At 70.5% G+C, this 12,383-nt stretch carries 15 protein-coding genes; 9 read left to right on the forward strand and 6 right to left on the reverse strand.

Annotated elements, in window-relative coordinates; all coding sequences use genetic code 11:
* The first annotated feature begins 225 nt into the window (after positions 1–225).
* From LWP59_RS34995 to hisC, 5 genes are read left to right on the forward strand one after another with little or no spacing between them, the layout of a single operon-like run.
* Entirely contained in the window at positions 226–1,197 is a 972-nt protein-coding gene (locus LWP59_RS34995; RefSeq protein WP_229857861.1) for a thiamine pyrophosphate-dependent enzyme, read from the forward strand.
* A gap of 37 nt (positions 1,198–1,234) precedes the next feature.
* Positions 1,235–2,260, forward strand: a complete 1,026-nt coding sequence (locus LWP59_RS35000) for an alpha-ketoacid dehydrogenase subunit beta (RefSeq protein ID WP_308431750.1) — start codon at positions 1,235–1,237, stop codon at positions 2,258–2,260.
* A complete protein-coding gene (locus tag LWP59_RS35005) occupies positions 2,253–2,576 on the forward strand; it encodes a biotin/lipoyl-containing protein (RefSeq protein WP_144641431.1) in 324 nt (107 codons plus the stop codon). Before LWP59_RS35000 ends, LWP59_RS35005 begins: the two co-directional genes overlap by 8 nt.
* Positions 2,577–2,578: 2 nt before the next feature.
* On the forward strand, positions 2,579–3,202 hold the full coding sequence (locus LWP59_RS35010; protein WP_144641434.1) for an alpha/beta fold hydrolase: 624 nt from the start codon (positions 2,579–2,581) through the stop codon (positions 3,200–3,202).
* Between the two features lies 1 nt (position 3,203).
* Positions 3,204–4,253 carry a histidinol-phosphate transaminase gene (gene hisC, locus LWP59_RS35015; RefSeq protein WP_144641437.1) on the forward strand — a complete coding sequence of 350 codons (1,050 nt, stop codon included), beginning with the start codon at positions 3,204–3,206 and terminating at the stop codon, positions 4,251–4,253.
* On the opposite strand, the gene lysA is transcribed toward hisC, so the two are convergent.
* Positions 4,240–5,529: a diaminopimelate decarboxylase gene (gene lysA / locus LWP59_RS35020; protein ID WP_144641441.1), complete on the reverse strand. Its 1,290-nt coding sequence runs from the start codon at positions 5,527–5,529 to the stop codon at positions 4,240–4,242. The genes hisC and lysA overlap by 14 nt on opposite strands.
* Positions 5,530–5,673: 144 nt before the next feature.
* On the opposite strand from lysA, the gene LWP59_RS35025 reads away from it, so the two are divergent.
* Positions 5,674–6,177 (forward strand): OsmC family protein, encoded by a 504-nt coding sequence (locus LWP59_RS35025; protein WP_144641444.1) that lies wholly within the window; start codon positions 5,674–5,676, stop codon positions 6,175–6,177.
* A 55-nt stretch (positions 6,178–6,232) separates the two neighbouring features.
* Here LWP59_RS35025 and LWP59_RS35030 read toward each other — a convergent pair whose 3' ends face one another.
* The 3 genes from LWP59_RS35030 to LWP59_RS35040 form a co-directional block, all read right to left on the reverse strand.
* Positions 6,233–6,634 carry a VOC family protein gene (locus LWP59_RS35030; RefSeq protein ID WP_144641447.1) on the reverse strand — a complete coding sequence of 134 codons (402 nt, stop codon included), beginning with the start codon at positions 6,632–6,634 and terminating at the stop codon, positions 6,233–6,235.
* Positions 6,635–6,703: 69 nt separating this feature from the next.
* Complete coding sequence (locus LWP59_RS35035; RefSeq protein WP_373299699.1) at positions 6,704–7,336, reverse strand: HNH endonuclease family protein; 633 nt, start codon at positions 7,334–7,336, stop codon at positions 6,704–6,706.
* On the reverse strand, positions 7,333–7,662 hold the full coding sequence (locus tag LWP59_RS35040) for an MFS transporter (protein WP_229857862.1): 330 nt from the start codon (positions 7,660–7,662) through the stop codon (positions 7,333–7,335). Before LWP59_RS35040 ends, LWP59_RS35035 begins: the two co-directional genes overlap by 4 nt.
* Positions 7,663–7,805: 143 nt before the next feature.
* On the opposite strand from LWP59_RS35040, the gene LWP59_RS35045 reads away from it, so the two are divergent.
* Positions 7,806–8,810, forward strand: a complete 1,005-nt coding sequence (locus LWP59_RS35045; RefSeq protein WP_144641450.1) for a hypothetical protein — start codon at positions 7,806–7,808, stop codon at positions 8,808–8,810.
* Positions 8,811–9,021: 211 nt separating this feature from the next.
* On the opposite strand, the gene LWP59_RS35050 is transcribed toward LWP59_RS35045, so the two are convergent.
* Positions 9,022–9,936: a ribonuclease Z gene (locus tag LWP59_RS35050; protein ID WP_144641453.1), complete on the reverse strand. Its 915-nt coding sequence runs from the start codon at positions 9,934–9,936 to the stop codon at positions 9,022–9,024.
* Positions 9,937–10,101: 165 nt separating this feature from the next.
* On the opposite strand from LWP59_RS35050, the gene LWP59_RS35055 reads away from it, so the two are divergent.
* Positions 10,102–10,533: a YciI family protein gene (locus LWP59_RS35055; protein ID WP_144641456.1), complete on the forward strand. Its 432-nt coding sequence runs from the start codon at positions 10,102–10,104 to the stop codon at positions 10,531–10,533.
* Between the two features lie 38 nt (positions 10,534–10,571).
* Positions 10,572–11,810: an RNA polymerase sigma factor gene (locus LWP59_RS35060; RefSeq protein WP_144641459.1), complete on the forward strand. Its 1,239-nt coding sequence runs from the start codon at positions 10,572–10,574 to the stop codon at positions 11,808–11,810.
* Here the strand turns inward: LWP59_RS35060 and LWP59_RS35065 are convergent.
* Positions 11,807–12,382, reverse strand: coding sequence for a TetR/AcrR family transcriptional regulator (locus LWP59_RS35065; protein WP_229857863.1), 576 nt, complete (start codon positions 12,380–12,382; stop codon positions 11,807–11,809). The two genes, LWP59_RS35060 and LWP59_RS35065, sit on opposite strands and share 4 nt — an antisense overlap.
* Between the last annotated feature and the right edge of the window lies 1 nt (position 12,383).

Here is a 12,383-nt window from a genome sequence, read left to right on the forward strand (position 1 = left end):
TGCCACCTCATCTACAAGAACAACTGGCCTGGGGTTGCATACAGCTTAACGGGGCAGGCCGAGCGCTTTTTCTCCGCACCCGTTCAGAGCATCCGTCAGCGAACAGCCTTGCCGGTGAGCAAGTTGTCCAGCACCCTGCCCGATCGGGCAACCATTTCTTGCATAGTGATCAGCTGAATCAGCCACTGTTGCACAGTCTACTGGCTGCTGTGCAGGCTCTGGGGCGTGGAAAAGGCTGACCTACGCGAGCTGCACCGCCTGATGCTGGTGGCCCGTCGCGTCGACGAGGAGGCCATCGCCCTGCAGCGTCAGGGCGTGCTTCCGGGCTACGCGCCGATGAGGGGCCAGGAGGCCGCGCAGGTTGGCAGCGCGGCCGCGCTGGACCTCACCCGCGACTTCGCCTTTCCCAACTACCGCGACCTGGGGGCCGCGACGGCGATGGGCGTCGACCTGGTCGGCTACCTCTCGACCCACCTGGGGACCTGGCACGGCGGGATGTACGACCCGAAGGCCTCCCGGTTGGCGCCGGTCAACGCCGTCGTCGGCGGAGCCGTGCCGCACGCGGTCGGCTGGGCGATGGGCGCCAAGCTGGACGACACCGGTGGCGTGGCGATCACCTACTTCGGGGACGGCGCCAGCTCGCAGGGCGACGTCCACGAGGCGATGAACTTCGCCGCGGTCTACCGGCTGCCGGTGGTGTTCTTCTGCCAGAACAACGGCTGGGCGATCTCGGTGCCGACCGAGCGGCAGGTCGCCGGCGGCTCGGTCGCCGCGCGGGCCGCCGGGTACGGCATCGAGGGCGTGCGGGTCGACGGGAACGACGTGCTCGCGGTGTTCGAGACGACGCGGGAAGCCGTGCTGCGAGGCCGCGACGGCGGCGGGCCGACCGTGCTCGAGGCGATGACCTACCGGATGGGCCCGCACTCCACTTCGGACGATCCCGGCCGCTACCGCACGCTCGAGGAGGAGCGGGCCTGGGCGGAACGGGACCCGGTCGCCCGTGCCGCTCGGCAACTGTCCGCGGACGACGTCGCCGAGGCCGAGGCGCATGCCGCGGACGTCGTCCGCCAGGTCCGGGAGGGCCTCGTCACGGTCGGCGACCGGCCGACCGAGGAGCTGTTCTCGTTCGTCTACCGCGAGCCGACGAAGGCTCTGCTCGACCAGCAGCATGCCTGGAAGGAAGCCGCTGATGTGTGAGAGGACCACACGAAGCGAGCGCGACGAAGGAGCTGCTGTGCTGGAGGACCGGACGGGTGCGGAACCCCGCGGCAATGCTGAGCTGTCCTTGCAGCAGGCCCTCAACCTCGCGCTTCGGCATGCGTGCGAGGACGACGACCGCGTGCTCGTCTTCGGAGAGGACGTCGGCCGGCTCGGCGGCGTGTTCCGGGTGACCGACGGGCTGCAGGCCAAGTTCGGCGAGCAGCGCGTGTTCGACACCCCGCTCGCGGAGTCCGGGATCATGGGCATGGCGGTCGGTCTGGCGATGGCCGGCTGGCGGCCGGTGCCGGAGATCCAGTTCGACGGGTTCGCCTTCCCCGCGATCGACCAGATCGTGAACCAGGTCGCGCGGCTGCACTACCGCAGCCGTGGCGTGCTGACCATGCCGATCACCCTGCGGCTGCCCAGCTTCGGGGGCATCCGCGCGCCCGAGCACCACGGGGAGAGCCTGGAGTCGTTGTTCGCGCACGTCCCCGGGCTCAAGGTGGTCTCGCCGTCGTCGCCGCGCGAGGGCTACCACCTGCTGCGGCAGTCGATCGCCGACCCGGACCCGGTGATCTTCATGGAGCCGAAGCCGCGGTACTGGCACCGCGAGTCCTTCGACCCGACGCAGCCGGTCGAGGCGCTGCCCGTGGGCACCAGCCGGGTCGTCCGGCAGGGCAAGCACGCGACGCTCGTGGCGTGGGGCGCGACGGTCGCCCGCTGCCTGCAGGTTGCGGAGCTGGCGGCGGAGGACGGCGTCGAGCTCGAAGTGCTGGACCTGCGCTGGCTCAAGCCGGTCGACGCCGACGGCCTCGCCGCGTCCGTCGGGCGCACCCGGCGCGCGGTGGTCGTGCACGAGGCCCCGCTGACCGCGGGCCTCGGCGCCGAGGTCTCGACGCTGATCACCGAGCGCTGCTTCGGCGAGCTGCGCGCGCCCGTCCAGCGGGTCACCGGGTTCGACGTGCCCTACCCGTCCGGCCCGCTCGAGGACGAGTACCTGCCGAGCATCGACCGGATCCTGACCGCCGTGCAGACCACCCTGGAGTACCGCCGTGGCTGAAGTGACCTTTCCGCTGCCCGACCTCGGCGAGGGCCTGATCAGTGCGAAGGTGCTGGAATGGCTGGTCGCCGAGGGCGACTGGGTTGAGCGCAACACGCCGCTGCTGGAGCTGGAGACGACCAAGGCCGCGGTGGAGATCCCGTCGCCGCAGTCCGGCCGGATCACCCGGCTGCACGTCGGCGAGGGCGAGGAGCTGGCGGCCGGGGACCCGCTGGTCACCTTCACCGTGGAGGACGACCAGGCCGGCATCGTCGGCACGGTGCCGCAGGAGAAGAAGCCGACCAGGCGGATCCGCCTCTCGCTGCCGGAGGACTGAGCATGTTCGCCATCGCCGAGGACGGCGCCAAGATCTGGTACGAGAGCGTGCCCGGGCCGCGGCCGGTGCTGCTGGTGCACGGGTTCGCGTCCGACAGCCGTCGCAACTGGACGGACACCGGCTGGCTGCGCGCGCTGGCCGAGCACGGTTACGTGACCGTGGATCTGCGCGGGCACGGGCAGAGCGGCAAACCGTCCTCCGGGTACACGCCGGAGGACATGGCGCGTGATCTGCTCGCGGTGCTCGACGTGGTTTCTTTGTCCACTGTGGACGTGGTGACGTACTCGATGGGTGGGATCATCGCGTGGCAGCTGGCCCGGATCGCGCCGGACCGCGTGCGCCGGATGGTGCTGGGCGGGATCGGCACGCGGCCCGCCGCGCGCGAGGACATGCTGCGGGTGCAGGAAAGGCTCTCCGGCGAGGACCTGAGCGCCTGCATCGACGGCATGGCAGGCAGCAGGATCGAAGGCAGCGCACCGGTCCCGGTGCTGTTCGCCGCCGGGGACGCCGACGAGTTCGCCGCGGACGCGCCCGAGCCGTTCGTGTCACTGGGCAGCCGCAACCACTTCAACGCCGTCTCGAGCCGGGCCTTCAAACAGGCCGCACTGGAGTTCTTCGGGAGCTGACATGTATCCGCGAATCCGAGCCGCCCTCGACGACGTGCCCGCCTATGTGCCGGGGAAGGCCACCGCGGGCCTGGTGAAGCTGTCCAGCAACGAAAACCCGTTCCCCCCGCTGCCCGGCGTCCTGGAGCGCGCGACGGCGGCCGCCGCGACGCTGCACCGGTATCCGGACCTCGCCGCGACCGAGCTGACCGGTGAGCTCGCGCGGTTCCTGTCCGTGCCGCCGGAGTTCATCGCGGTCGGCACCGGCAGTGTCGGCGTGCTCCAGCAGATCGTGCAGACCGTCGCGTCCGTCGGCGACGAGGTCGTCTACCCGTGGCGGTCGTTCGAGGCGTACCCGATCACCACCCGGATCGCCGGCGCCGCGGCCGTCGAGGTGCCGCTCGACTCCGCGGCCCGGCTCGACCTCGCCGCGCTCGCGGACGCGGTGACCGAGCGGACGAAGCTGGTCCTGGTCTGCTCGCCCAACAACCCCACGGGTCCGGGCGTCCGCCGGGACGAGTTCGCGGAGCTGCTCGCGCGGGTGCCGGAGGACGTGCTCGTGGTGCTGGACGAGGCGTACGTCGAGTTCATCCGCGACCCCGACGCCGTCAACGGCTTGGATTTCCTTGCCGCATACCCGAATCTGTGCCTGCTGCGGACGTTCTCGAAGGCGTACGGGCTGGCCGGGCTGCGGATCGGCTTCGCACTCGCCCATCCTCCGGTCGCGGCCGCGATCCGCAAGTGCGCGGTGCCCTTCGGCGTCTCGACGATCGCGCAGCTCGCCGCGATCGAGTCGCTGCACTGCCAGGACGCGATGCGCGAGCGGGTGGACGCGGTCGTCGCGGAACGGACGCGGGTGCGGGACGCGCTGCTCGAACAGGGCTGGGCGGTGCCCGAGACCGAGGCGAACTTCGTGTGGCTGCCGACGGGCGCGCGCACCGCGCGGTTCGCGGCGACCTGCCAGCAGTCCGGGCTCCTCGTGCGCCCCTTCGCCCCCGACGGCTGCCGGGTCAGCATCGCTGAGCGCGAGGAGAACGACCTGTTCCTCAGGACCGCGCTCACGCAGGTATGAGGTCGCGCCGCAGCAGGTCCTCCTCCGTTTCGCGCCGGACGAGCAGCTGCGCGACCCCGTCGCGGACGCCGACGACCGGTGGCCGCCCGACGAGGTTGTAGTTCGACGCGAGGGCGTGGTGGTACGCGCCGGTGACCGGCACGGCCAGCAGGTCGCCGGCGTGCACGTCGTCGGGCAGTGGCACGTCCTGCGCGAGGATGTCCCCGGCTTCGCAGTGCCGCCCGACGACGGTGACGGCGTGCCGCGGCGCGCGCGTGTGGCGGCCGACGAGGCGCGCGGTGTAGCGGGCGCCGTAGAGGGCCGGGCGGGGGTTGTCGCTCATCCCGCCGTCCACAGCGACGAACCCCGGCTTCACCGCGATCACCCGGTACAGCGTGACCCCGGCGTTGGCGACGATCGCGCGCCCGGGCTCGATCACCAGCCTGGGCAAGGGAATCCGCTGCCGCGTGCACTCGTGGGCGAGCGCGGCGCGGATCCGGTTCGCGAACCCGGTGAGGTCGAACGGCTGGTCGCCCACGCAGTAGGGCGCCGCGAAACCGCCACCGAGGTCGAGCTGCTCGATCGGCAGTCCGAGTCCGATCAGCCGGCGTACGGCGTCCTCGTACACCGAGACACGGGTGATCTGGGAGCCGAGATGGCAGTGCAGGCCGACCAGGCGCAGCCCGTTCGCCGCAGTTTGTCGCGCCGCGTCGGGCACCGTGTCCAGCGGGAAGCCGAACTTCTGGCCGTCGACGCCGGTCGTGACCGCCGGGTGGGTGTGCGCGTCGATACCCGGCGTCACCCGGATCAGGACCGGTTGCGCGGTGCCCGCGAGCTGGTCCATCTCGTCGAACGAGTCGAGCACGATCCGGCCGACGCCGTACGACAGCGCGGCCTCGAGGTCCTCGTCGGTCTTCACGTTGCCGTGCATCAGGATCCGCGCGGCGGGGATGCCCGCGGTCCGCGCGGCGGCCAGTTCGCCTGCCGAGCAGACGTCCAGGGACAGCTCCTCGTCGGCGAGCCAGCGGAACACCGATCGGCACGGCAGCGACTTCCCCGCGAACACGACCTCGGCCTCCGGCAGGGCTTGCCGGAACGCCCGGGCGCGATGGCGGACCTCTGTCTCGTCGAGCAGCTGGAGCGGAGTACCGAAGTGGCCGGCGAGGCTGGTCAGGGCCTGGCCACCGACTTCCAGGTCACCTTGGGGCAGCAGGCGGGTACTCGCGGGCCAGAGGTGTTTCTCCAGCGGCGGTTCCCCGCACGCGCCCACGCTCGGCAGCAGCTCGGCCAGTGTCACGACTTCCTCCTTCGACGGCTGACACTCGCCAACGTCGGTTGTTCCGGATGGTCGTGGCACCGCGGCGGACGCGATCATGACGTCCGGTGCGGGGTTATTGCCGGGGTTTTGACGCGCCTGGTGACGGCGGTCATGCTGGCGGGCATGGACACCACTGAGCTGCGGAAGCTGCAGGCACCGCTGAAGGACCGGTACCGCGAGACCCCGGAAAGCGCCGTCGTCACCATGAAGTCCGAGGCCGAGCTGTCGGACGTCGGCGTGTCGTGCAAGGTGCAGACGGGACAGGCGCTGGTCGAGGCGGGACTGCACCCGGCCGCCGGTGGCGACGGCACGCTGGCCTGCTCGGGTGACATGCTGCTCGACGCGCTCGTGGCATGCGCGGGCGTGACGCTGCGCGCGGTGGCGACGTCGCTCGGGGTGGACGTGCGCGGTGGCACGATCCGCGCGGAGGGCGACCTGGACTTCCGCGGCACGCTCGGCGTGGACAAGCTCGCCCCGGTGGGCTTCCGCGCGGTCCGCCTGGCGTTCGACCTGGACACGGACGCGGACGCCGAGCAGCTCGCGACGCTGGAGAAGCTGACGGAGCGGTACTGCGTGGTGTTCCAGACGCTGAAGAACGCGACGGAGATGAGCACGACGTTCGGGTAGTGGGCTGCCGTGGGGGCGGGAGGCGGCCTTCCCCCTGCGAAGGCCGCCTGGCCACCTACTCCACGTGGCTCGGGTCCATGTACAGCACTTCCCACGTGTGACCGTCGAGGTCGCTGAAGCTGCGGCTGTACATGAACCCCATGTCCGAGGGCTCGTTCGCCGCCTGGGCGCCGGCCGCCAGGGCCTTGTCGACGAGCACGTCGACCTCCTCGCGGCTGTCCACGCTCAGCGCCACGATCGTCTCCGTGCCGGCCGTCGCGTCCACGATCGGCTTCTTCGTGAAGTTCTTGAAGAACGGCTCGGTCAGCAGCATCGTGTAGATGTGCTCGTTGATCACCACGCACGCCGCGTTCTCGTCGGTGAACTGCGGGTTCACCGAGTAGCCGAGCGCGGTGAAGAAGTCGATCGAGCTGGTCAGGTCCTTGACGGGCTGGTTGACGAAGATCTTGGTGGACATCGGGCCCTCCTCGTTCGGTGGTTCCGTCCGGGGTAGACCCGCGCCGCCGCGAAAACTCATCGGTGCCGCTCAGCAGTAGTTCAGCATGTCCGTCAGCGCCGCCTTCTCCGGATCGGTCACGGTCAGCTGGTAGTACGACTTCACGGTGATCCAGTCGGTCGCGTAGGCGCACCAGTCCGCCTTCAACGCCGGGCGCCACTCGTCGGGAGCCTTGTCGCCCTTGGCCTGGTTGACGTTGTCCGTCACGGCCTTCAACTGCGGGCGCACGAGGTCGTTGGCGAACTCCTTGCGATGGTCCGTCGTCCACGATGCCGCGCCGCTTTCCCAGGCCTGCCCCAGCGGAACCGTGTGGTCGATGTCCACGTCGGACGCCTTGGTCCAGGTGGCGCCGTCGTACGGGCTGTGCCAGGTGCCCGCGGTCGGCCGGCACTGCGCGTCCGTCCGGACGTCCTGCCCGTCCCGCTTCAGTACCGTCTCCCGGGTGTCACATTCTCCCGAAACCTTTGCCCAGTGCGGAAACTTCTCCCGTGAGTACCCGCCCATCCCGTTACGCGGCTTGACCACCAGCCCCGCCAGCTGCGCACCCGCCGGCGCCGCGTTTGCCGGCGGCGGCGGCTGCGTCTTGAACGCCCCCGCCTGCCAGGCCGCCACCAGCAACGCCACCACGATCACCGCACCCACCGACAACCAGGACTTCTTCACCGCACACCTTTCGGAGCCCGCACCGGGAGCACTGCGGCCAGCCCGGCGATGAGAACGACGACGATTCCGGCCATACCCGCCCGTTGCGAGCCGAACAGGCCGATGAAACCGCTGAACATCAGCGGCCCGCGGAACGACACCGCGCGCCCGGTGGTCGCGTACAGCCCGAACGCCTCGCCCTCGCGCTCGGGCTTGACGATCCGGGCGAGGAACGTCCGGCTCGCCGACGGCGCGGGCCCGACGAACATGGCCAGCGCGAGCCCGCACACCCAGAACGCCCAGCTGATCGTCCAACGCCGCGGTGGCGCCTCTCCGGCCAAGGTCACGGCGAAATAAGACCTCACGCGCCCCGCGGTGATCAAAGCGGGGTGGGTCTTCCCCTCTTGACTCGCCAGGTGCCCGTCTGCACACTTGGGTTCACTGAATGGCACAGCAGTTTCAAACAGTCCCCGAGTGCTAGGAGACGGTGATGGCTGTCGGTTTCCGGTCCTTCCTGCGAGTCGCACCCGGCCAGCAGCTGCTCGACACCGTCATCGAGCACCTCGGCCGGTGGTTGGCGAGCAAGGAGATCCACCTCGACGCCGACCGGGCAGGTCAGTACGTGCTCGACCACGACGACCTGGTCACGGTGCTGCGGGACCGGGCGGGCGGCGGTCAGCTGTACCAGTGGCGGCGCCAGCACCCGGACGCGCAGCCGCGCGACGTCTGGCGCACCACGGTCACCGTGCTGGAGCACCCGGACGAGCCGGGCTGGATCTGGACCGAGATCGAGACGCGGGACGACTGCACCGCGCCCGGCGAGGCGCCCTTCAACCGATGCATGTCGGTGCCCAGCGTGCTGCGCGGGCTGCTCGGCGAGCTGGAGACGCTCGACGGGCGCACGGATATCGCACCGAGTCCGCAGTGGGTCACGCTCGGGCACCTGCCGGACCTGATGGACTACCTGGCCGACGAGACCCGGCGCGGTCCGGTGTACATGATCAGCCAGGGCCAGCAGCCGCGCGAAGACTTCGAGCGGTGGGCGCGCGAGGTGACCTGGCACCTGGTCGGGATGGGCAGCGCTTTCCTGCTCGACCCGGTGGTCGAGGCGGGGTTCAACGAGATGATGGGCGCCGGGCACGCGGTCCCGTCGGGCACGATGCGGACGTATCTGCCGGAGGTGAACCTGGACAACCCGGCGGACCCGCTGCGGCACCGCATCCTGGGCCGGACGCGGATCGTCGCCACGGACACCCGGCGCCTGGCCCGCATGCTCGGCCGCGCGGAACGCGACCGCGCTGCCCGCCTCCCGATCCCGGCCGATGCGCGGGAGCTGGTGAAGGCGTACGAGCCCAAGCCGATCCCCGTCTCGTGGCGGGATCAGCAGCGCCTGGTGATGGAGCTGCGGGCGGAGAACGAGCGCCTGCGCGAGGCCCTGATGGCGAGGCCGCACCTGCACGTGGCGGAGTTGCATCAGCAGCGGACGGCGTCTTAGGGCAGGCGGGCGGCGGGAGCCGCTTCGCGTGGGATCCGGGCAAGTTGGCGGAGCCGACCCACCCCGATTTCTGATCGTTCAACGGTCGACCCACCGGCCGCTGAAGAGGCTGGGTATCGGGGTTAAGGGGACGGCTGGGCTCGGCTCTCTCGGCTGCCGTTGCCGGGTTCGCCATCGCGGGGTGGCTGGGGTGCTGTCGGCCGTGGCCGTCTCACCGGCGCTTCGGCATGCTCACCCGGCTCAGGTCGGCTGCCACCACGACGTCGCCGCCGAAGATGTCCTTCGCCTCGTCGTAGAACTTGGTCGGGTCGTCGTAGCGTTGCGAGAAGTGGGTCAGCACCAGCTTCGTCACCTTGCTCTCCGCCGCGACCTGCGCCGCCTGGCGGGCGGTCAGGTGGCCGTACTCCTCGGCCAGCCCGGCGTCCTCGTCGAGGAACGTGGACTCGATGACCAGCAGGTCCGCCCGCTCCGCCAGCTCGTAGACCCCGTCGCAGAGGCGGGTGTCCATCACGAACGCGAACCGCTGCCCGCGGCGCACCACGCTCACCTGCTCGACGGTCACCGTCCGGCTGCCGAACCGCAGTGCGCCCGTCCGCTGCAGCTCACCGATCTCCGAACCCGTGATACCGAACCGGTCCAGCAGCTCCGGCAGCATCCGCCTGCCACCGGGCTCGACCAACTGGTAGCCGAACGACTCCACCGGATGGTCCAGCTGCCGCGCCCGCAGCTCGCCGAACTCGCCCTTCGCGATCACGCCGTCCTCCGAGACCGGCTCCTCGACGATCTGCGCGGTGTCGTGGAACACGCTCGCGTGCCGCAACCGGTCGAAGTACTCCTGCCCGGAAGCCGGATAGTGCGCGTGCACCGGATGTTGCACGTCGTCCAGCGACAACCGCTGCACCACGCCCGGCAGCCCGAGACAGTGATCACCGTGGAAGTGCGTCAGGCAGATCCGGTTGATCGCCGACGCCGAGACACCGGCGAACAGCATCTGCCGCTGGGTGCCCTCGCCGGGATCGAACAGGAAGCCTTCGGCGTCCCAGCGCAGGAGATAACCGTTGTGGTTGCGGGTACGGCCGGGCACCTGGCTCGCCGTTCCCAGTACTACCAGCTCGCGGACGGACACACGCCCGACCCTAGCCCGTTCCGGTCCACCGGACGCTCGGCCGTGGGCCGGCCGGCCCGAAGATCAGGACAGCTGTCCCGGGAAAATTTCCCGGGCGGGTGTCGATCCGGGGCCCGCTCGTTCGATGTGCTGGTGAAAGGACACCGACGAGCGAGGAGAAAAGCCATGCGATTCATGGTCATCATCAAGGCTTCGGCCGACAGCGAAGCCGGCGTCTTGCCGAGCGACGAACTGCTCAACGCGATGGGCAAGTACAACGAAGAGCTGGTCAAGGCGGGTGTGATGCTCGCGGGCGACGGCCTGCAGCCCAGCTCGAAGGGCGCGCGTGTCCGGTTCGAGGGCGACGAGCGGACGGTCATCGACGGGCCGTTCGCCGAGACGAAGGAGCTGATCGCGGGGTACTGGATCCTCGACGTGAAGTCCAAGGACGAGGCGATCGAGTGGGTCAAGCGCATTCCCTCGGACCCGGCCGGGACGGACGAGGTCGCCGAGATCGAGATCCGGCAGGTGTTCGAGGTCGAGGACTTCGCCGAGACGATGTCGCCCGAGACCCGCGAGCTCAACGAGCAGCTGCGCGAGCGGACCTCGGGTAACTGACTTGCCCGATTCGCCCGGAGGTGGTGTGCTCGGGGGCCGTGACGGCCTCCGACACCCACCGGACGATCGACGCCGTCTGGCGGATCGAATCGGCGAAGATCATCGGCGCACTGACCCGCGTGGTGCGCGACGTCGGCCTGGCCGAGGAACTGGCGCAGGACGCGCTCGTGACCGCGCTCGAACAGTGGCCGGAGGCGGGTGTGCCGAAGAACCCGGGCGCCTGGCTGATGACGATCGCGAAACGTCGCGCCATCGACCGGCTCCGCCGCGAGAAGAACCTGGAGCGCAAGCAGGAGGAGCTCGGCCGCGAGCTGCCGCCGGAGGAACCCGGGGTCGAGCCGGACGAGGTCAACGACGACGTCCTGCGCCTGATGTTCACCGCGTGCCACCCGGTGCTGTCGACCGAGGCCCGCGTCGCGCTCACCCTGCGCCTGCTCGGCGGCCTGGCCACGGACGAGATCGCCCGCGCCTACCTGGTCTCCGAGCCGACCGTGGCGCAACGCATCGTGCGCGCGAAGCGCACGCTGGCCAAGGCGAAGGTGCCGTTCGAGGTGCCCAGCGGTGACGAGCTCGCACCGCGACTGGCGTCGGTGCTCGAAGTCGTCTACCTGATCTTCAACGAGGGGTACTCGGCGACGGCCGGCGACGACTGGATGCGTCCGGCGCTGTGCGAGGACGCGCTGCGTCTCGGCCGGACCCTCGCGGCGCTCGCGCCCAAGGAGCCCGAGGTGCACGGACTGGTGGCGCTGATGGAGATCCAGGCGTCCCGCGCGCGAGCCCGCACCGGCCGCGACGGCTCGCCGATCCTGCTGCTGGAGCAGAACCGCGCGCTGTGGGACAGGTTGCTCATCGGCCGTGGCCTGCGCGCGCTCGCCCTGGCCGAGGAGCTGGGCGGCCTGCGCGCCCCGTACACCGTGCAGGCCGCGATCGCCGCCTGCCACGCCCGCGCGGCCACGCCCGAGGACACCGACTGGATCCGCATCGCCGCCCTGTACGAGGTGCTGGCGCAGCTCATGCCGTCGCCGGTGGTCGAGCTGAACCGGGCGGTCGCGCTGTCGATGGCGTTCGGGCCCGAAGCGGCGCTCGGACTGGTCGACGAGCTCGCCGACGAGCCCTCGATGCGGCAGTACCACCTGCTGCCCAGCGTCCGCGGCGACCTGCTCGCCAAGCTCGACCGGCACGCCGAGGCCCGCGCGGAGTTCGAGCGCGCCGCGGCCCTCACGCGCAACGCCCGCGAACGGGACCTTCTGCTCAAGCGCGCGGCGGAGTGCTCCTAAAGCTCGGCGATCCCCGAAGCCAGCAGGTCGAACACCCGCTCGGCGGTCTTCCGGACCCTGGCCGCCACGGCCTTTTCGCCGTTCGCCGTCCGGCGCAGCACCTCGTCGAACAGCAACCGGTGGGCCGTGGCCAGCTGCGCCGCGACGGCCCGGGCGGTGCCTGGCTCCATTCGCTCCGCCAGCGCGGCGGCCAGTCTGCTCTCCCGCTCCTCGTGCAGCTCGCGAAGCCGGGCCAGCAGGACGGGGCTGGAGACGATCAGCTTCGCGAACTCCCGGCCGGAGAACCCGAGCAGCGCGTCACGCCGGTCGAGCGCGTCGAAGTAGGCCTGCCGCGTCGTGTCCAGCACCGGCTCGCCGACGGTGGTGGCGAGGCTCTCGACGAACTCCTCGTGCACGTCGAAGACGAGGTCTTCCTTGCGGGGGAAGTAGTTCGTGACCGTCATCTTGGCCACCTCCGCGGCCGCGGCGACCTGCGCGATCGTCACGTTCTCGAAGCCGTGCTCGATGAACAGGCGGGTCGCCACGTCGGAAATGGCCTGCCTGGTCTGCTGTTTCTTCAGCTCTCGGAGCACC

The organism is Amycolatopsis acidiphila (assembly GCF_021391495.1).
Lineage (GTDB): Bacteria > Actinomycetota > Actinomycetes > Mycobacteriales > Pseudonocardiaceae > Amycolatopsis_E > Amycolatopsis_E acidiphila.